The organism is Chitinophaga sp. H8, from assembly GCF_040567655.1.
GTDB classification, from domain to species: domain Bacteria; phylum Bacteroidota; class Bacteroidia; order Chitinophagales; family Chitinophagaceae; genus Chitinophaga; species Chitinophaga defluvii.
This window is the reverse complement of the sequence record NZ_JBEXAC010000002.1, coordinates 2,484,239-2,505,763: the sequence shown is the minus strand read 5'-3', so window position 1 is coordinate 2,505,763 and position 21,525 is coordinate 2,484,239. Positions and strand designations below refer to the sequence as shown.

15 protein-coding genes and 1 tRNA gene are annotated in these 21,525 nt (G+C 46.6%); 6 read left to right on the top strand and 10 right to left on the bottom strand.

What is annotated here, in order from left to right; all coding sequences use genetic code 11:
- Positions 1-62 precede the first annotated feature (62 nt).
- From ABR189_RS23830 to ABR189_RS23800, 7 genes are all read right to left on the bottom strand, one after another.
- Positions 63-1,184, bottom strand: coding sequence for a FecR domain-containing protein (locus ABR189_RS23830; protein ID WP_354663001.1), 1,122 nt, complete (start codon positions 1,182-1,184; stop codon positions 63-65).
- A 45-nt stretch (positions 1,185-1,229) separates the two neighbouring features.
- Entirely contained in the window at positions 1,230-1,793 is a 564-nt protein-coding gene (locus ABR189_RS23825; RefSeq protein ID WP_354663000.1) for an RNA polymerase sigma factor, read from the bottom strand.
- 251 nt (positions 1,794-2,044) lie between these two features.
- Positions 2,045-2,116, bottom strand: a tRNA-Met gene (locus tag ABR189_RS23820).
- An 88-nt stretch (positions 2,117-2,204) separates the two neighbouring features.
- Positions 2,205-4,157, bottom strand: a complete 1,953-nt coding sequence (locus ABR189_RS23815) for a glycoside hydrolase family 97 protein (protein ID WP_354662999.1) — start codon at positions 4,155-4,157, stop codon at positions 2,205-2,207.
- A gap of 51 nt (positions 4,158-4,208) precedes the next feature.
- Entirely contained in the window at positions 4,209-5,747 is a 1,539-nt protein-coding gene (locus ABR189_RS23810; RefSeq protein WP_354662998.1) for a right-handed parallel beta-helix repeat-containing protein, read from the bottom strand.
- 65 nt (positions 5,748-5,812) lie between these two features.
- A complete protein-coding gene (locus ABR189_RS23805; RefSeq protein ID WP_354662997.1) occupies positions 5,813-7,273 on the bottom strand; it encodes a sialate O-acetylesterase in 1,461 nt (486 codons plus the stop codon).
- A gap of 87 nt (positions 7,274-7,360) precedes the next feature.
- Complete coding sequence (locus ABR189_RS23800; RefSeq protein WP_354662996.1) at positions 7,361-9,145, bottom strand: family 43 glycosylhydrolase; 1,785 nt, start codon at positions 9,143-9,145, stop codon at positions 7,361-7,363.
- A 129-nt stretch (positions 9,146-9,274) separates the two neighbouring features.
- On the opposite strand from ABR189_RS23800, the gene ABR189_RS23795 reads away from it, so the two are divergent.
- The gene (locus ABR189_RS23795) at positions 9,275-10,360 is read left to right on the top strand and encodes a Gfo/Idh/MocA family protein (protein ID WP_354662995.1); all 1,086 of its coding nucleotides are present in this window, start codon (positions 9,275-9,277) and stop codon (positions 10,358-10,360) included.
- 117 nt (positions 10,361-10,477) lie between these two features.
- Positions 10,478-11,071, top strand: a complete 594-nt coding sequence (locus ABR189_RS23790) for an RNA polymerase sigma factor (RefSeq protein ID WP_354662994.1) — start codon at positions 10,478-10,480, stop codon at positions 11,069-11,071.
- Between the two features lie 46 nt (positions 11,072-11,117).
- Here ABR189_RS23790 and ABR189_RS23785 read toward each other — a convergent pair whose 3' ends face one another.
- Complete coding sequence (locus tag ABR189_RS23785; protein WP_354662993.1) at positions 11,118-11,756, bottom strand: hypothetical protein; 639 nt, start codon at positions 11,754-11,756, stop codon at positions 11,118-11,120.
- A 30-nt stretch (positions 11,757-11,786) separates the two neighbouring features.
- Complete coding sequence (locus tag ABR189_RS23780) at positions 11,787-12,002, bottom strand: hypothetical protein (RefSeq protein WP_354662992.1); 216 nt, start codon at positions 12,000-12,002, stop codon at positions 11,787-11,789.
- Positions 12,003-12,197: 195 nt separating this feature from the next.
- On the opposite strand from ABR189_RS23780, the gene ABR189_RS23775 reads away from it, so the two are divergent.
- From ABR189_RS23775 to ABR189_RS23760, 4 genes are read left to right on the top strand one after another with little or no spacing between them, the layout of a single operon-like run.
- Positions 12,198-13,370, top strand: coding sequence for a FecR family protein (locus ABR189_RS23775; RefSeq protein ID WP_354662991.1), 1,173 nt, complete (start codon positions 12,198-12,200; stop codon positions 13,368-13,370).
- A gap of 45 nt (positions 13,371-13,415) precedes the next feature.
- Positions 13,416-17,063: a SusC/RagA family TonB-linked outer membrane protein gene (locus tag ABR189_RS23770; protein WP_354662990.1), complete on the top strand. Its 3,648-nt coding sequence runs from the start codon at positions 13,416-13,418 to the stop codon at positions 17,061-17,063.
- A 30-nt stretch (positions 17,064-17,093) separates the two neighbouring features.
- Positions 17,094-18,602, top strand: a complete 1,509-nt coding sequence (locus ABR189_RS23765) for a RagB/SusD family nutrient uptake outer membrane protein (protein ID WP_354662989.1) — start codon at positions 17,094-17,096, stop codon at positions 18,600-18,602.
- A 56-nt stretch (positions 18,603-18,658) separates the two neighbouring features.
- Entirely contained in the window at positions 18,659-19,798 is a 1,140-nt protein-coding gene (locus ABR189_RS23760; RefSeq protein ID WP_354662988.1) for a redoxin domain-containing protein, read from the top strand.
- A 221-nt stretch (positions 19,799-20,019) separates the two neighbouring features.
- Here the strand turns inward: ABR189_RS23760 and ABR189_RS23755 are convergent, their stop codons facing one another.
- Positions 20,020-21,453: a hypothetical protein gene (locus ABR189_RS23755; protein ID WP_354662987.1), complete on the bottom strand. Its 1,434-nt coding sequence runs from the start codon at positions 21,451-21,453 to the stop codon at positions 20,020-20,022.
- Positions 21,454-21,525: the final 72 nt, after the last annotated feature.

Sequence of the window (21,525 nt, the reverse complement as noted above, 5' to 3'; positions counted from 1 at the left end):
GACCTACATTCATGAAGAAGACGGGCAAAAACAAAAACGGGTGAAGATGAATAGAATATTTTTTATTTCAGATGCAGTTTGTCATCCAAAAAATAATACTGTGTCCCGGAAGTTGTAGTCAAGTCATCCAGGAAATCGGTAAGCGGATGATTCTTCCGCAATAAACCGCTAATTTCTATGTTGGCTATATCAGGATTATCAAACAATACTTGTACATTATACCAGCGGGATATTACGCTGGCGAGCTCATTGAGGCTTTTCTTTTTAAAGTAATAGCGTCCTTCCATCCACGAAAGTTCATGCTGGCTATTGAACGGCATTACAGAAAGCTTCCCGGATGCAGCAATACCTAAATAACCCGGTTTAAGTATCACTGGGGAAGTGCTTCCCATCTCAACAGCCACACTTCCTGCTACCAACGCCGTTTTTACGACACCATGCTCATATGTATTCACATTGAATTCTGTGCCCAGTACCCTCACGGTAGCGCTGCCTGTATGTACGAGAAAAGGGCGGCTGGCGTCTTTTGATACCTTAAAATAGGCCTCTCCCTGAAGATAAACTTCTCTCACAGATTTGTCAAAATACCCGGGAAAACGTAAGCATGACGCGGCATTTAACCATACTTCCGTACTATCCGACAATTGAATACGATAGTCGAGCCCTGGTGGAACAAACAATGTGCTCATCTCTTCAGGCTGCCCACTGGTGGGCGTAACACTTACCTTCCCCTCCCCTATAGCCAATTGCAGCTGCCCCAATCTTACTTTGCGACTATTCTGTCCGGAAAGATCCAATACGTCACCGTTACCTGATACTAATCTCACCTGCCCGCTGTTGTCTGCCCTTACAGAGACTTCAGGCGACTTCAAGGCTTCCTGCGGACGAAAAAAATAGAAAGTAAGGGCGACGGCTGCTGAAAGCACGGTCGTAACCATCAATGCAGAATATCGCAATCTGCGACGGGAACGGCCATAGTGATTGTTCCATTTTTCCCAAGCCACATCTTCATCCAGTTTACGCAACTGTGAAGGCTGCACCTTAGCTTGCACATCCTCCCATAACCGGCGTATCTCTTCGTCCTTTCCGATCAACTCTTCCAAATACTGTACTTCCATCGGAGAAGCTGTCCCCAGCAGCTTTTCCAACATCAATCGCTCAATATGTTCTTTATTATATTTCATTAGCACTATTACTATAGACAATTATTTTGCAAAAGGGGTGACTGGTTATCTCAAATGTAACAGCTTTTGTCGTAGTGTACGTATTGCAATCCTCAAATGGGTTTTCACGGAATTGATGCTGATACCCATCTTTTCTGCCGCTTCCTGGTACCTCTTCCTCTCCATATACACCAGGTTAAAAGCCTCTAACTGCTGGGTTGGCAATTCACTGATGGCCAGGTCAAAATTAGCTCTAACACCCTGTCCCGGCAACTCTTCTCCAATAGTAGGCAGCAGCGCGGCCTGAATCAATTCCGGCTCCAGTTCTACCCTGTACTCATTCATCTGCTTATGTTGATTTTTCTTTTTTTCAATAAAATCAAGGCATCTATTTTTTACTGCCCTGTATAAATAGGCGCTAAGTGAGATATTAATATTGTGATACAACTGCTTTTCCCATATGTTTCCCAACAATTCCTGCACAAGATCCTCCGCTTCTGCCATATTCCCCAGCATGTAGCAGGCTTTGGCGCAAAGAAGCTTGTAATATTTTTTAAATATTTGCTCATATGCGCTTTTGGCATTACCATATTGGAGCATCTCCAGGAGAACAGTATCTTCTTGTGGCATATTCATTTTAGGGAGGAACGAAGAATTTGATTAAAAATGTTAAAAATTGCTGAATAAACTGTCCTGTACTATCCCAAAACCATAAGAGGTTTATGCACAGAAAAAATTTTCTGGAGAAATCACTGGCTCTTGAAGATTTCGTTAAGTATCATAAAGGGAAGTCAGTTATCTAATCCTCTCGGATTACAACGAATAACATGTTGTAAATTAAAAAAGGCCACTCCAATGAGCAGCCTTTTCTAATTTTTCTGTAGCGAGGAGCGGATTCGAACCACTGACCTTCGGGTTATGAGCCCGACGAGCTACCTCTGCTCTACCTCGCAATGAGATCGCAAAGGTATACAAATATCTCGTGGCAAACAAATCATTCCTGCGCTTTTTAGCAATCCGTTGATAAAAAGTAGCCCCGGATTACCGTTTAATGATCCGTGCAGCCCAGCCACCACCGGTTGTCATGGCTACTGGTATTTTTGAATTTTTATTTATTGTCAGCTGTTCTACTTTAAAATCCTGCGCATTTCTGTCAGCATTGATACCATCTTTCCAGATATGCAGCTCATACGCTCCTTCTCCCAGGAAGGAGCAATCCAATGTAAGCGTACGGGCAGCAGTACCTGTCATCCCACCCACATACCAGTCGCCGTTCAGTGCTTTACGGGCGGTAAGTATATATTCTCCCAGCTGCGCCTGCAAGGCAATGGTGGTATCCCATACAGCCGGTACATGCTGCAGGAATTCCATACATTCCGGCTCTTTATAATAATGCACGGGATTATCTGCCAGCATTTGCAGCGGGCTTTCATAAATTACAAACATTGCCAGCTGATGACAGCGGGTGCCGATACTCATGGGGCTGGACCAATGTGGTGCCCAGTCGCCAGGTTGTGCATTCAGCATAGCGCCGGGTGTAAAATCCACCGGTCCTGCTGCCATCCGGATAAATGGGAAAGTGACATTATGTGGCGGTGCAATCGATTTGGTCTGATCTACCTTATTTTGCTCCATACCATATACTCCTTCAAAAGAAAGCACGTTGGGATAAGTACGTTGCAGTCCGGCTGGTTTATATGCTCCATGAAAATCCACTAATATCTTTCGGGCGGCAGCTGCTTTGGCCACCCGCTCATAATAATTCACCATCACCTGATCATCCCGTTGCATAAAGTCTACCTTGATACCTTTTATCCCCCATTTGGCAAAGAGGTCCAGCGCAGCATCCAGTTGCTGGTCCAATACCACCCAGCTGGTCCATAAAATGATACCAACATTTTTGGAGGCGGCATAAGCAGACAATGCTTCCATGTCGATATCCGGGATTGTTTTCAACAGGTTGCGCGTGTCACTCCATCCTTCATCGAGGATAATATATTCCAATCCATATTTCGCAGCAAAATCCACATAATACTTATAGGTAGCGGTATTGATTCCTGCACGGAAATCCACTCCGTATACGTTATTGGCATTCCACCAGTCCCAGCTGGCTTTACCTGGTTTTACCCAGCTATAATCGCCTGTAGAAGGTACTGCCAGTTGATAGGCCAGCTGATTGGTCAGCAGTTCCTTATCCTCTGCAGCAATCATGACTATACGCCAGGGCAATTGTGCAGCACCATTCTCGCGGGCAATGTATGGCTCCCGGCTACGTACCACCTCATCCCGGTCTGAAGTAATTTCCAGCTTGGAGGGATAATGCGGGAACACTGCTGCTACATTACCAGTACCAGTTCCTTCCAGCCACATGCCTGCATAATTCAGCAGTCCGGACTCGGTGATCAGCAGTTTTTTATCTCCTGCACTGAACAATGCCGGTAAACTGCCCAGCTTGTTTTTATCCCGCAACTCATCTACGGTAAGCCGGCGGTACAGGCGTTCATTATGGGAATAAAAACCATCTTCCACCGGATACCAGGCAGTATCTTTTGGCTGCAATGCAAAACCTGCTTTTTCGCTGATCACTTCATATTCACCTTTATGGCGTATTACCCAGCGCCAGGCAACGCCATTGTTATAAGCCCGCCACTGCAGATCTACCTGGTTCTTAAAACCTATCTGTAGCTGGGCATAATGATCCACGATATGGCTGCTCTTCTGTGGTACTACCGGCTGTAATACTTGCTGCACAGCAGTTTTTTTGGAGCCAGAAGGTTTCCAGACCCCGCTTTTGAAAAATGAAGTGCTCAGGGAAATGGTTGCTGGCTGTAACAATACTTTTCCATCCCGCAATACCGAATACTGTATACTGTCTTTTACGAGTATACGAACGGTTGTTTTGCCATCCGGCGACTGGAGCATATACTCCTGTGCGGTGGCCATCATACTTACAGCTGTTGCGACTATTCCCAGCGTCCATTTTTTGAGATTCATTGTTACTATTTTATGGTTTTATAAAAAATCAATTGCTGACTTGTTATCTTTTTATTGATAAGCACCTTTGCTGATCTTATTATTGACAATGCGCGGATTGCCGGCAATATCCACCTCCCCGTTTATAGCTGCGGAAATAACCCCGCCCGTATGTTTTGCCGGAGAAGCTGCCTGCAAACGAAAATTGAATGTGCCGGGATCTGTAAATAACGGATCTGTTCCATTAGCAGAACGGGTATCATTGCCGGAAGTAGCGCGCCATACAGCGAGGTCTGTAACCGGTGTTCCATTGGTGCTGTTCCAGATCCATTGTGGGGTACCCGTAGTAAAATAAAGATTATCATCTATCACATTACCTGATCCTGAATTGGTATACTTATGCATAAAAATATCCGCCGGCCGGCCGTATACAATGTTATTCCGGATCACATTATCAAAACACTGTTCCGTCATCCGCAGCTCACCTTCTATCTCTCCATAGGCACCGGTGGTTTTGTTATTAAAATATAAAGTGTTGTTCACCACATAACAGTTGCGGGTACCACCGGAAGTATATCCCAGGTATCCACCCAGGTAAATACCGGTACGCCAGTTGTTGTATACCAGGTTGTTTCTAACAATACAGTTACTGGTAGGATATGCATCATTTTCGCTGACGATACCAATGCCCCTGTCGGAGTCATATATTTTATTCCTTTCCACAATGATATTCCGGGCGCCGTCTATATAAATGCCGATAGCGCCATGCCCGTGAATAGCCCCGATAGGGCCGGTAGTCATGTCTATATTAAAGATTTCATTTTCACTGATAACACCATTGCGGGCATAGTTATTAGCCGGTATAGCGTTGGCCGCATACCCTCCGGCAGCATCAATCGCAATGTTTTCTGCATTGTAAATTTTGTTTTTGCGAATGATAAAACCATCCACATAACCGTTGATCGTCAGGTTTTCACTATAGCCGGTATTACAATCGTGGATCTCATTTTCTTCTATCAGGATATCCTTCATGGGCACATCGGTATTGCCCAGGATCTCTATGGCATGCCCGCTGCGACCTGCTTCCGGGGCCACGTTATGTTCAATATGATGAATTTTATTTTTCCGGATGATCAGGTTGCCGGAACCGGTATTGGCTAATATCCCATTCACGTCTACCCGGGGCACATTACTCTTAAAATTGCACATTTCAAATCCTTCCAATATGATATAGCTGGCGTTTTTGATCGTTACCAGCCCTTCTTTTCCGGTGATGGCCATATCTGTGCCATCAATCACCGGCCGTTCTCCCGTATAGGCTTTGAGGGTAATATATTTATCCAGGCGGCCTGATCTGGGAAATACTACCTTTTCCTGGTAGGTGCCTTTTCTCACCATGACCGTATCCCCCGGCATAGCTTTGCCCAATGCTGTATTGATACCTCTGAAGGGCGCTTTCAGCGTACCTGCTGCTGCATCACTGCCTTCCGGAGATACATACCAGGTATTTGTTTTCGGCTTATTGGCTGTTGCAGGTATTCCATTGCCACCTTTCCCACAGGCGGCCATTAGTAGGGTCAATAATAAAATATTCACGGTTCCCTTTTGCATGAAGTTAAAAATAAAAAACGGCAGCTATCCGCTGCCGTTTTTAAAGGATAAGATATTCTATAGGATTATTTGTTATTGATAGTAATACCTGCCCACTCATCCGTACGGAAAGGTGGAGCCGGCAATCCGGTCTTGTTCACCAGGTTGTTTGCAGGATTGTCTGCCCAGGCATAGCGCACGGCTACCGGTGCAGTTACTTCCGGACAGGATACAATGATGTCATTCCCTTGTATTTCAGCTGTTGCCCAATGGAATTTCTTGTCGGCACCCGCAATGGAAAATCCTTTTAACGCGCCGCCATCTTTGGCCACCAGCCCGTCGGGCGACTTGAACGTTAAACGGATCTTTCCGCCTTCTACCTTTTGCCCCTGATATACCGGTCCGGCAAACACTACTTTTTCTCCATATACTTTAGCCCGTGCATTTAATGCCAGACGGTTGCCCACATCCTGTTTATTTTTAGGGTGGATATCTTTAGCATCTCCGATATCAATAGCTACTGCCATACCGGTATTGGGTAATGATAAAGTCATCGCCTGTGCTTCCCGCAGTTCTGCCCAGTCGGATTCATCCGGATTTTCTTTCTGATCTCTGAAGCTGGCCAACTGTACAAAGAAGAAAGGCATCTTTGGATTCTTCCATTTTTCCCGCCAGTCTTTTATCAGCAGCGGGAATAACGTTCTGTACTGATAAGCTCTGCCCGCATTACTTTCTCCCTGATACCAGATAGCACCACGTACCGGGAAAGTGATAAAAGGATAGATCATTGCATTGTACAATGCGGTAGCCCTGTTAGGGTTATTATCTTTAAAGGCTTCTGCACCTGCGGCTTCATTCTTCTCCACGGTAGCTTTGAAATCGGGCATTGTTTTTAAAGCCCCGCCGCTTACCCATGCTTCCGCAATGGTACCTCCCCAGGAAGTATGTATTAACCCAATGGGTACGCCGTTCTTTTTATACAGGTTGCGTGCAAAGAAATAAGCTACTGCAGAGAAATTGGATACTGTTTGAGGAGAGCATATTTCCCAGCCGCCTTCCCGGATAGCCGCTTCTGCCACCGGAGTAGCACTCGTGGTGTGCTTCACCATCAGATGCCGGATCTGAGGATAATCTGCCGTAGCCACTTCCTCTTCATATCCGTATACCTGTCCCCAGCCGCCATTGCTGCCGTTTACATTCATCTCCATATTAGATTGCCCGGAGCAGATCCACACTTCTCCTATCAGGATATTTTCTAAGGTGAGTGTTTCCCCATCATCAAATGTAATGGAGTAAGGCCCGCCATAGGAAGGGGTACTGATCTGCAGGCTCCAGCGCCCGTCGGCACCAGCAGTGGCCTTATAGGTTTTATTGTTCCAGCTGGTCGTTACTTTTACGGGGTGGTCGGCAGTGGCCGTACCCGACAATGGTACTTTCGATTTTTGCTGCAGTACCATATTATTGGTAAAGGTAGAGGGCAATACTACCTTGGCTTGTAAATAACCTGTACAAGCCAGCAGCACTAACGTTACAAACAGTTTTTGCATATCGTGAAATTTTTGCAGCGCCTAAAATAATAATTTAATAATGCCAAAGGGGAATAAATACATGAAGGGTAACGGTAACGCCTCCATTTATTCTGCTTTCATTACCTCACTTCGCTGTGATACCCCATTTTCATTCACGGCTTCAATACAGAAATAATAAGGCAGATCCTTGTCCATGGCTTTGAAATAATAGTCATTGGCACCATGTACCATGATACAGTTGTACAGCTTATCCGGCGCAATACCCGTATAGATATTGTAGGCATAGGCATTATCCACCGGGCTCCATTTAAGCCAGGCACTGCGTTTGTCCTTCTCTGTGCGCAATACATAAAAGTCTTTTACCGCCGCTGGCAGACTTCCATTTCCACTGCCAAATACCCGCAGGCCACTGATAGCAAACTTTCCGGTGGGCATATGTATATTTTCCAGTTTGATAAACCGTGCCTGAACAGGCTTGGACAGTTCCAGGTACGCATGTGGCGCATCCGTGGCACTTTTACTTTTATCCACCAGTAATTGCCAGCGTTTTCCGTCCTCACTGGTGTATACTTTGTACTGGTGGTAAATATCCGTTTGTTTGCCGAGGAAGGTGGCATCCTGATCAGCATAGTTGATCTGGATAGCTTGTACCATACTCCGGCTGCCCAGGTCGGTCTGGATCCATTCTCCCGGATTGCCCGTAGCAGCGCTCCAGTAGGTTTTAATATTTTCATCCACCGCATAGTTAGGCAGATAACCACCCAAAGTGGAAGACACCGCTACCGGTTTGTTATAGTTAAGCAACATCCAGCCGGTAAAGGTTCCTTCCGGAAAATTTCCTGCCTCGTTCCCTTTACGCTGCGCCACAGCTCCTGGCAGGTAGTGGGGATAATCTCCGAAAACGGTATTCACATGCATTTGCCCCTCTTTATCAAAACCCGTTGGCCAGATGCCTATACGCCGTTCAAAATTGTTCTTCACCGAAATGACCATGGTAGACACATGCCACCAGTGTTCCCATTGATCTTTAAAGGTGCTGCCATGCCCGGCTCCCCGCGCAAAACCACCAGGCTTATAGGAAATCGGATTGTGCCGCTGGGGCGTAAACGGCCCCAGGGGATGATCACTCACCACCACACCATCGGCATATCCGCTGAACTCGGTACCCGGTGCGCCATATTGCAGGTAGTATTTTCCGTTATGCCTGGTCATGGAAGCTCCTTCTATAAAGGGGTCCAGGAAAGTATTATCCATATATTCCCCGAAACGCTGCCATCCATACCGATCTGGTTCCAGGAGGTACATCTCCTTCCGCGTGCCGATAGGCTGGAAAGTTTTCCGGTTGATTTCAATACCATACAGCGGGTACCTGTTGCTGCTGCCATTATACATATACAGCCGTCCGTCATCATCCAGGAAAAAATCCGGATCCCACCCTCCTATCTCAAAGGAATCAACCGCCTCCTTCCACTGATTGCCTTTAGGATCTGTGCTCATCCAGATCGGAAAGTTTTTTTCATAGGTAGAGCCAAATACCAGCAAGGTATCCCCCATTACCCATACAGCAGGTGCGCATAATTCATCGTATACTTTATGGTAGGGTTTCAGGAACTTGCGGGCTACAAAGTTCCAGTGGCATAGATCGCTGCTCCACCAGTATCCCCACTGATTGGTGGAAAACAGGTAATAATCACCCTTGTAGGTTACTATGACCGGGTCGGCAGTAGCCCGGTGTTTTCCCCATTCGGTAAAATTGGGGATGGGGCAATATCCATAGTCAATATCTATTGGATTGCAGTAGGTGAGCTGCTGCTGTGCCTGCAGGCCTGTTACGCCTAGTAGTGCCAGCACTGCCAGCCACCATTTTTTCCGGAGCAGATATCGTTTCATATGAGAGGTATTTGCGCTCCCCGCCTTATCTTGTTGTACGTCTGTAAAATGCAAACCGAAAAATAAGGAAATGGGAGCTATCTTTACGATCAAGCTTATCAAACAAAATACGTTAAATTATTTCCAACTATGTCGAATCAAACAAATCTTTTGCGCGTCCTGGTGGTAGGATGCGGAAACATGGGGGCCTCGCATGCCACAGCTTATCATACCCTGGATGGTTTTGAAATTTGTGGTATTGTTTCTACCGGAAAAAGCAAGGAAGTACTGAATGAGAAACTGGGTGGTGGTTACCCTTTGTTCAGCAGCTATGAAGAAGCACTGGCCACTACAAAGCCGGATGCAGTATGTATTTCCACTTATCCGGATACACACGAGGCTTTCGCGATCAAAGCATTTGAAAGCGGTTGTCATGTATTTATAGAGAAGCCCGTAGCAGATACGGTAGCAGGTGCTGAACGTGTGGCAGCGGCAGCCAGAAAAGCAGGTAAAAAACTGGTAGTAGGTTATATATTACGTCATCATCCTTCCTGGGAGCGCTTTGTGCAGATAGCACATGAAATGGGCAAACCCCTGGTAATGCGGATGAACCTGAATCAGCAAAGTCATGGCGGCATGTGGGCAGTACACCGCAGCCTCATGAAAACATTAAGCCCTATCGTGGATTGCGGCGTACACTATATTGATGTGATGTGCCAGATGACCCGCTCCAAACCAGTACAGGTGAGTGCTATCGGCGCGCGCCTTACGGAAGAGATCCCTGCCGGCAATTACAACTACGGCCAGCTCCAGATACGTTTTGAAGATGGTTCCGTAGGATGGTACGAAGCAGGATGGGGGCCCATGATCAGTGAAACAGCTTTCTTTGTGAAAGATGTGATCGGCCCTAAAGGCTCCGTTTCTATCGTGGCAAAGGATGCAGGTGGTACCGGCAAATCAGATTCTGTAGAGGCACACACCAAAACAGAATCCCTGCGTGTACACTATGCTGATCTGAATGCAGATGCCCAGTTCGTAAAAGAAGATACCTGGATCAATCTGCAGGATGAACCAGATCATCAGGAGCTTTGCAACCGCGAACAACGTTATTTCCTGAAAGCAATACAGGAAGATATAGACCTGACCGATCACGTAGCAGATGCAGTAAACAGCCTCCGGATCGCTTTTGCCTGCGATGAATCCGTACGTACCGGCAAAATTGTATCCCTGGCATAACCTGGCCGATACACGGGAAGATACTTCCGAAAAATATCTTTTAAAAAGAGAAAGCCTGTCGATCATTGGACAGGCTTTCTCTTTTTATGGTACCAAAACTCTAATTTTACCGGCAACATGTCTGATGCAGCAGCGAATATCTGGCTTAAAAGGGTAGCTGCAGGGGAGGAAACCGCGTTTCGTCACCTGTATGACCAGTTTTCTGCCAAAGTATATACGATGGCTTTATCCTACCTTAAATCTCCGCTGGAAGTACAGGATGCCGTACAGGACATCTTTATTAAGGTATGGGAAAAGCGCGCACTCCTGCCGGAAGTAGATAACTTCCCGGCCTGGCTGCATGTTATTGCCCGGAATCATCTGATCAATAGCCTGCGGAAAAAGATTCCCAGCAATTTCCAGCAGGAACTTACCCACCAGGAACCCGTGGAAGACCATCGCTTACCGGCCCAGCAACTAGATATGAAAGAAATGTCTCAACTGATCCGGGAAGCAGTGGAAAAATTATCCCCCCGCCAGCAACAGGTATACCGCATGAGCCGGGAACAAGGTATTACACTCCAGCAAATCGCGCTTCAGCTGGGTATTTCATATGATACCGTCCGCGAACATATGAACAATGCCCTGAAAAGTATCCGGGCCTACCTGGAAGAACATTACGGAGAAATAAGCCTGCTGCTCTGGCTACTGATCCCTTTTAAAGGATCTTGAAAAAATGATGGAGCTTTGCCCTTTTCCTGTACTATGGAGGTAACAATTACAGGATATTTTCCGGCCAATCAACTTCCTTTCTTGGAATAAAAAACCCTTTAATACAATTAGGATTACGGATGCAAACCTGTATATGTGTTTTATCATAAAAGCCAGCATCAGGATAGATAGCATCTCCCTCTATAAAAACACCCCGAACGGAATCAAAAGGTCTAATGTTAGCTGTTTTCATTACTTTATGCAAATTCTCAATAACATAACAGTCCAGCTCTCTTAACACTTTATCCCACAAATTACTGGTACCCTTTTTATGTTTATTCCGTGGTAAAGTCATCCCCTGCTTTGCAACTATCTTCTTTAATGAGTTATAGTAAGCCCTTACATGTTCTATATATTGAGCATCCATAAGGTCTAAACAGTTATCCAGACTTATCACAGCCCCTAAAACAGCTGGAGTTGAAATTTTTCTCCCATCCGGAGGATGCGTTACGAAATCCAGCGCCCGCTCATAATTGTTTTGCCAGAAGTAAGTTCCATGCCCTAGCCATTCATGAATTTTATTACTGGATAAGAGCATCGTTTGCTCATTAACCACCGCATCTCTTACTGACTTTTCACATCCGTGAAAACCTAGTATTAATCCGGGATCAGAAGAATATACGAAATTGGGTTTCGATTTTGACATTTAACTAAACAATGGTGTCCACTAATAAAATTATTTGTGAAGCCTCTTCTTGGAGATAGACTTCCGGGTCTTCGCTTTTTTATTGGGGGTTAATTTACGTAAAGAAGCCGGGTGCGGTGAAGCAACAGTTCTTTGCGGTACAAGCAAATGTCGCATACCTAAAGCGTCTATTATCCTCTCTGATTCTTCTTTAGAGGATGATACGCACTTTTGCTGGGCCTGCAAAGCATCTGCAATTTGTTTCATGTAATCACTGTGATTCATTAGATGAAGATACCATTTCTTACGCTGAAAAACTGACAGCCACAAACATTAACATTATTTACATATCATTAAATAATAAAGCCTCCCCCATCAGCTGCTGCCAAAAGTTTAAAAAAATCCCTCCCCCTATCCCCCCCTCCCTGCTTTCTATGTGTCATATAAGAGAAGACAACCAAAATGACACCTGAAATATTTAAACAGTTATTAGCCAAACATCATGCTGGCACACTTACACCGGAAGAAGCGGCGCAATTAAAAACGCTCCTGCATTCGTCCGGAAAACAACACGCACTGGAACAGTTATTTAACGAAGACTTTGCCAGCGCAGATTTTACCAGCGCTGCAGATCCGGAAACGCTGGGATTGATTTACCAGCATATACAGCTGGCTACCGCAGCACCAACGCCCAAAGTACGCCGGATCCACTGGCCACGCTGGGCCGCTGCCGCTGCGGTACTGCTCCTGCTGGGTACCGGAACCTATTGGTATCAATCCATATTGCGCCAGCAGCCGTCCAAAATAGTACAACAGGAAACTATCACGCTGCCTCATAACAAAGCGGTACTTACACTGGCCGACGGTAGTACCATTACGCTGGACAGCACCAAATCCGGCCTGCTGGCAGCACAGGGCAATACCCAGGTACAGCAAAATGCCGGTAATCAGCTGGCCTATAATGCCACCGGAAAAAATAGTACGGTTACCTACAATACACTGACCGTGCCCCGTGGGGCCCAACCGGTAGAAGTGATCCTGGCAGATGGCAGCCATGTGTGGGTAAATGTAGCTTCGGCGGTGACCTTCCCTACAACATTTAACGGACCAGTACGTAAAGTGGAAATTACCGGGGAAGCCTACTTCGAAATCGCAGGAAAAGCTGCGATGCCGTTTAAAGTACTTCTCCCCGGCGCTGGTGGTCAACGAACGGAAGTACAGGTACTGGGTACCCGCTTTAACGTCAACACCTATACCGATGAAGGCCCGCAAAAAGTAACCCTGCTGCAGGGTGCGGTAAAAATCCAGCGTGGCAGTGAGTCGGTGAAGCTGGCACCAGGACAGCAAATAGCGGTGACAGACCAACAGCTTAAACTGGTGGCCAATCCTGACCTGTCGGAAGTAATGGCCTGGAAAAACGGACAATTCTCCTTCGTAGGCGCCCACCTCTCCACTATAATGCGGGAGGTAGCCCGCTGGTATGACCTGGAAGTAGTATTCCAGGACCAGATCACAGATCCCTATACCATTCGTATTGCCAGGGATATACCTGCTGAAAAGCTGTTCCGGTTTATTGAAATGAGCGGTGGAGTGAAATTGGAACTAAAAGGGAAAAAAGTGATCGTTAAAAAATAGCTATACACGCGCCTGCGTGATAAACCAACCAAATAAAGATTGATTGTGAAACTAACTACTATTGTACTATTTGTTTTATGCCTGCAGGTAAGCACGGCTGCCTTTGGTCAGGGCATTACACTTTCTGTTAAAAATGTACCACTCAAAACGGTGCTGAAAAAGATCCGGGAACAGACCAGCTATAACTTTGTTTTCAACGAACGGCTCACGGAAGGTATTACCGTGAAAAATCTCCAGGTCAATAAAAGTTCCGTTGAAGAGGTGCTGAAACAATGCCTGAAAGATCAACCGCTCACCTTCTCCGTGATCGACCATACCGTGATCATCAAGCCGGTAACTGCGGCTGGTAAGCCTTCCTCTGCCGACGAGGTGGCAGCCCTGTCACCTGCTTTCAGTGGGGAAGTGAAAGGGAAAGTACTCGATGAAAAAGGAGAACCGGTACCCGGTGTATCCGTTTCCGTGAAAGGTACTTCCAACGGTACCGCTACGGATGCAAGCGGTAGCTTTGTGCTGAACGGTGTATCTCCCGATGCTACACTGGCCTTTACCAGTGTAAACATGAATTATACCGAGGTAAAAGTGGCCAGTCAAACTACCCTGGTAATAACTTTAAAGCCCAATATCACAGCATTGACTGCTATTGTGGTGACTGCCAATACCGGTTACCAAACCATTTCCAAAGAAAGAAGCACCGGCTCCTTTGCCAAACCTGATATGGAAGTAGTGAAAGCCCGCAGTGGCACCATGAACCTGCTTCAGCGGCTGGACGGGCAGATTCCCGGTCTGTCCCTGAATAACGGAACCAACAGCAGCTACTACCCGGTTATGCTGCGCGGCATTACTTCTATCAGCGGGGCTACCCAACCTTTATACGTAGTAGATGGGATACCGGTAGATGATCTGAATGCGGTGAACCCAAATGATGTGGCTGATATTACCGTGCTGAAAGATGCCACTGCGGCCTCTATCTGGGGCGCCAGGGCTGCCAACGGTGTTATTGTGGTAACTACTAAAAAAGGATCCAAAAACCAGGATAAACTCCGGGTGGATTATGATGTATTCTACAGCTTCCAGGGCAAACCCGACATCAACACCTTTCCACGGATGAACAGTGCACAATACCTGCAAACGATGCAGGAACTGTATAATATGCCGGGGTATGTAAGAGGGGGTGCTACCGACTGGAAAACCATCACCGCTCCCGATCAGACACGGGGTACCAGCCCTGTCCTTCCGCATGAATACCTGCTGTACGGACAAACAGCCTGGATGCCGGCGTTTTACCAGCATAAAACCCTGGAAGAAATGGCTACGGTAAATAACCTCCAGCAAATGAAAGATAACTGGTACAGGAATGCTATGCTGAACAACCATACGGTTGCTATCAATGGATCAGCAGGAAAATATGGCGTATATGCTTCCCTTAGTTATACGGACAATAAAAATCCTACGCCCGGCGAAAAGAATAATACCTACCAGATAAATGCCCGCCAGGACTATAGCTTTAATAAAAACCTGCAGGTATACCTGATCACCAATATCGCGTATAACACCACTGCTGCCAGGCGCAGTATATCTCCCGACAGCCGCTTTGTGCCCTATGCTTCCTTCCTGGATGCCAACGGCCAATCACAGGATATGTCGTGGATCAATATCAACGATTCACTGAGAAATGCATATGAACAAAAAAGTACAGGCTTACCTGATATAGGGCAGCTCAACCTGTCGTACAACCCATCAGATAATTTCCATTCCGGATATACGAATGCCAATAACCAGAACAACCGTCTGCTGGCTGGCGTAACGCTTAAACTGTATGACGGCCTGCGTTTTGAAGGTACCTATGGTGGTGTGCTGGTCAACAATCAGTCTAAATCCTTTGATGCGGTAACCGGGTATGATGGCCAGCTGGAAATAGGAAAAATGACCGTGACCAGCCCTGCCCTCAAATCTTTTGTACCCACTACCGGTGGCACTTATCTGACCAACAATGTGCAGCAAAAAAACTGGACGGTACGCAACCAGCTGGTATATGACAATAGCTGGCAAAACAACCGCCACCAGCTGACAGCGCTGGCAGGAACAGAAATACAACAGCAGATCGCTACCGGTATCACCGCTAAAGTAAGAGGATATGATGAGAACCTTCTTACCCACAAAGCCATAGACTATCCCTCTACAGGTAGCGGTATCAGCAATACTATTATCAATACCGCCGCTACCTATAAAATCAATGATGCCTTTAGCGAGTATTACGCAGATACCCGTTTCAGGTCATACTACGCTAATGCAGCCTATACCTTTCTGCGTAAATACACCATCAATGCCAGTACGCGTTTTGATCAGTCCAATTTATTTGGCACTGATGTGGCTGCACAGGCCAAACCTGTATGGGCAGTAGGTGGCAGCTGGATAATGAACAGGGAAACATTTGCTGCGGATATCAAATGGCTGGACCGCCTCCAGTTACGGGCTACTTATGGCATCACCGGTAACTCCCCTGTACCCGGATCAGGTGGCTCCTACGACATCCTGGAGCGTGGCATGGCGGTAGGTGTTCCGGCAGGTTCGGTCAATACCCTGCAAATCACTACCCCGGGCAACAGCCACATCAGCTGGGAACAAACACAGAATATTAACGTGGGGGTAGACTTCGGTGTTTTCAATAACCGTATTACGGGAAGTGTTGACTACTACCGCAAGCATACCACCGGCCTGCTGGGAGATGTGCCGCAAAATCCTTTCACCGGATATACTTCTATCTATGGCAATGCCGGGGTAATCAATAATGCAGGGATAGAACTGCGGTTAAATACCATCAACATTGACCAGAAAGATTTTACCTGGTCTACCCAGCTTACCCTCGCACATAATAAAGGCAAGGTCGTTACCCTGTATACGGAAACCCCGTATGTATATGCCAGCAGTCTGCTCAGGTTATTGCTACCGGTATATTATAAGCCACAAATGATAGGGCTGATACAAGGCTATCAGCCATTTTCGTTGCTGGCATACCGTTATGCCGGACTGGATGCTGTGGGCGATCCCCAAATAAAACTGGCAGATGGTACTGTTACCAAAACACCAGGTATAGCCAAAGTGACCGACCTGGTAAATATGGGTAGCACACAACCGCTGGTAAGCGGAGGCTTCAGTAACAACTTCCGGTACAAAAGATTTAACCTGGGGGTTAACATGGTGTACAACTTCGCCTTTGTACTACGCCGGGACGTAAACGACTTTTTTACCGGCAGGATGATGACCCGCAACTATATCAGCGGTAACCTGCACGAAGATTTTCAATACCGCTGGAAACAGGCGGGCGATGAGGCCTTCACCAATATCCCTGCTTATGATCCGGCGGCCGACAGAGCCTCCCGCACAGACCTGAATTATTATACTGCTGCAGACATCAATGTGATCAAAGGAGATTATATCAAACTGCGGGATATTACCCTGGCCTATGATATGCCTGCCGGTATTGTAAACCGTATCCGCGCATCTGCCATCACTTTCCGGGTACAGATGAATAACATCATGCTGTGGAAAGCCAACAAATATGATATTGATCCGGAGTTCTACAGTGGTATGGGAGTGATCAACAGCAACACGGCTTCCGGCTATGTGAACAGCATGCGGAATGTACCTTTTAACCAGCATTCCTTTACTATCGGTGCACACGTTACTTTTTAATACAGACAGCAACACTTTCAACATACAAATATGAAATTGACTATAAAAAATATACCTGCAGCGGCTGGCGTGATGTTATTAGCTATCAGTCTGTGGTCCTGCACCAAAGGTTTTCTGGATGTAAAGCCCAAAGGCAAAGTTATTGCCGGCAATATTGCTGACTACAACAATATGCTGGAAGATGTACTCTTTAACCGGCTTACCGGCAATGGTTTTTTTCTTAATGCCCAGCATATTGCAGGAGATGACGTAGCCGGACTGGAGCCTTACTTCTCCAATCCCTCCACCTTCAGTGCTCCCGCCAACCGTGGGCAAAACCTGTTTGCCTGGGCGGATAACGTGTACCGCCCCGATGAAGATTGTAATGAAATAGCCGGTTTATACAATCGACTGTACAGTATCAATAAAATTTTTCATGAAGTAATGGACGCCTCCGGAGGTACCTTACAACAAAAAGAACAATACCAGGCAGAAGCCCGTACACAACGTGGTTTCGCTTATTTTATGCTGATCAATTATTTTGGTAAACCTTATAACGCCGCCACAGCAGCTACCGATCCTGGTGTACCTATTGTACTGCAAAGTGATTTTACACAAACCAGCTTCGTACGTGCATCTGTACAGGAAGTATATGATCAGATAATAGACGATCTGACCAGCGCCATCCCCAAATTACCGCTTGTACAAACGGATGCCAACCGCTTTACCCGCGCAGGAGCTACGGCATTGCTCGGCAAAGTATACCTGTTTATGGGTAATGCCACACGTGCAGATGCACTGCTGGACGATGCCATCACACAACTGCCTGCTGCATTTACAGTAAGTGGTAAAGTGGGGTTGATAGATTACAATACTGCTAAGGTCAATAACCCGATAACAGGGTATATTTTCACCACACCCGACATGGTGCCTACCCCTGCACAAGGACATGGCTATCCCGAAACACTGGTAGCACAGTCTGTGGCCATCACCTGGATGGGGGCCTCTTCTGCATTGGTGATCAGCCCGGAAACCTATGCCCTGTATGGCCCTAATGACCAGCGCCTGAAATTATATTCCAATACCTATAGCCCTATTTATCCCGGACCTGCACCTGCCCTTCCGGCCGGACTTTACCGGTCGAGGGCAGGATTCATCGGCAACTCCATCGGTATACAATTGCCCGACCTCTATTTATTAAGCGCCGAAGCAAAAGCCCGTACCGGCGATATCACCGGTGCTACCAAACACCTGCTGACGCTTCGCAACCACCGGATGCCCGCAGCAGATGCCGCCGCCGGGATACCTGCGGACCAACCCGGACTGATCCGGTTTATTATTGAAGAACGCCGTCGCGAATTTGCCACCATGGGATTCAGGTGGTTTGATATGCGCCGCCTGTCTACCGACCCGCTTTTTGCAGATGCCCAATATAAACATACCGTATACGGTGCCGATGGCAATATAACGGCTACCTATACACTCAAACCAACACGTTTTGTATTAAAGTTTTCTGAAAAATTATTATCTCAATCACCTGGTTTGACCGACAATCCTTAATCTTAAGATATTGATATGCAAACCAGTATATTGCGCAAAAATCAACGAACCAACACATGAAAAAAGTATTCCTGTTATTATTACTGGGACCTTCCCTGACGGTGTGTGCCCAAAAATCCTGGCAATATAAAATCAAAGGTAATGTGGGCACCGGGCATGATTCCTCCAAAGTGGTCATGCAGTTTCCGGAAGATGGAAAGCTGGTGGAAGACTCCGCCATGATCCAAAATGGCATGTTTGAGCTGAAAGGCAATCGCAGCGAACCAATAAAGGTATTTCTGGCACTGACGTCTAAAAGTAAAGATGCCAATAAACGTGCTGCTGTAGAAGTGATCAATCTTTACCTGGAACCAGGTGTTATAACAGTTACCTCCGTCAATAACTCTTTTCGTGCAGCGGAAATAAAAGGCGGTCCGGTCAACAAGGATTATACCGTGCTTTCCCGTCTTATAAAACCACAAACAGACCAGTTGCGGCAACTGATGAAAGACTATGCCGCACTATCCGATGCTGACAAAAAAGACCCTGCTGTTAAAGCCAGTCGCGACAGTGCGCTGGGAAAAATAAGAGCAGCTAAAAACGAACAGCTGAAGGATTATATCATCAAAAACCCCCGCAGCCTGGTCAGCCTGGATGCCCTGATAGAATATGCCGGTGGCGCGCTTGATTACAGCACCATCCATCCCATGTTTGAAGCACTATCTGCTAATGTACGGAAAGGGAAGGCGGCAAAAACTTTTGCAGGAAGGCTCGAAATAGCCCGGAAAACCGGTATAGGACAAATAGCCCCTGATTTTGCTCAGGCTGATACCAGTGGTACGATGATCCGCCTGTCTTCTTTCCGGGGAAAATATGTGCTGCTGGATTTCTGGGCCAGCTGGTGCGTTCCCTGCCGGGCAGAAAACCCGCATGTAGTAAAAGCCTTTCAGCAATACAAGGATAAGGGTTTTACTGTATTGGGTGTATCGCTGGACAAGCCGGATGCACGGGATCGCTGGCTGAAAGCTATTGCGGATGATCAGCTTACCTGGACACAGGTATCCGATCTGAAATTCTGGAACAATGAAGCCGCAAAGCTGTATGGCATACAGGCCATCCCTCAAAACTATCTGATTGGCCCTGATGGTAAGGTAGTAGCGCAAAACCTGCGGGGAGATGCCTTACATCAACAATTAAAAGCCCTCCTTGACAAGTAAATATCCCATAGGTGAAAATCCTATAACCGATATTTCAAGTACCTATATAGTATCCCTTATAAGGGGTACTTTATAGGTACTTCAAAGATGCTTTAAAGATACTTTAAAGGTACTTTAAAGTAGGCTTTGCATAGGAGTATCTATAGCTAAAACTGCACTTAAACAGTACTTATCCCACCTGTTTCGCCACCCTACTGATATTATTTTCACGCTTCACCGCATTAAAAACGGTGGATCGTTATATACACCGGACTTTCTCCAATGGTAAGCGTCATGGCAGCATCGCCCACATCCTGCCAGGCGGGTTGTGGTGCATCGCCAGCTGCCGTAGCCATGCCTGTCACATGCACCGGTGTACCCGGCAGGTTGTGCAGCGTAACAGCAGTTTCATGGGGCTTATATCCCTGTTGTTCCTGCGTTTTGGCCCCTGTAGGTGACCAGGCCACCCATACCAGCTTTTTGGGGTCCTGCCCATGCTCAAATTCATATACATACAGTTCTCCTGCCTGCCGCTTTACGGCACGTTTAAACCGGTAATCACCCAAGGTTTGATACAGTTGCTTTACTGCCCAGAAAGACATCTTGGGATTAAAATTGCGGGTAAGTCCGGAGGCTGCATGAAACGATGCCTCATCCTCATCATTGTAATAATACAGATAAGCCCGCTGTACATCCCGCTCTGCAAAAACCAGGAAAGAGCGTACCAGGTATTGCGCCTGCATCAGGTCGCTGGCCCCCTGCCAGTTTAGTTTCAATGCCCAGTCTTTCCGGTGTTTCATGGCCTCGGGAGTACAGGCATCATATCCGAATTCTGTTACCCACACCGCTTTATCCCCGGCATAATTGTTCCGCCACGCAATAGCTTCGTCAATTACTTTCAGGTAATTGAGTTCCGGATCTTCCGGATAACTGCGGTTCCAGGTATTTTCGGAAGTAGCTGATTTTTCCAGGGTGGAATAAGTATGCACATTGATCACATCATACAGGGGCAGAATATCCTGCTGTGCATACATGCCATACAGGCTCTGGGAATAAGGATCTGCCTTACGTGCATGTACAGTAGGGGTCAGTATCTTTACTTTCGGGTCTCCATCCCGGATACCCTGGGCCATTTTTTTAAAGATGGTACGGAATAACAAGGTATCAAAACGGGCGCCGGGTTCATTACCGATTTCCATGGAAGTAGCTAGCTGTTCCTTACCAGAAGGACCATAATAAGCCGCCATTGCCTTTCCATAATCATAGCACCACTGCTCTTTACCAGCCCATAATTGCTGATAGTTGGGATGACCTGCGCCGAAAGAGGCAAACTGAATACAGATATCCGTTTCAAAGCCCGCATTTTTCCAGGGACCGTATACACTGGTTTTCCAGTTCACCTGGTTGGCCGCTACGGGAATAGTAACAGGATTACCCAATTGCTTTACGTCCCAGTCTATGTTATGATAGTTGCGTACCAGGCGGCATACCTGGTTGTATAGCTCCGGCTTAAAAGTAAAATGCCCGTTGATCCCCATAAAATCTTTAAACAGGGGTCTGCCGGTTACCGGCAATGTATCTTCGGCGGGCGACTTATGTTTTACAGTGGGATGTGAACACTGCAGACCTGATAAAGCCATGCAGATGATAATAGGGAGCAGGGAAAAATGTTTCACCTATAAGATTTTATGTTTTAAAAAATACCAGCACTTTCCTGTCTTATACAGGTACTACGGCCACTCTGTACA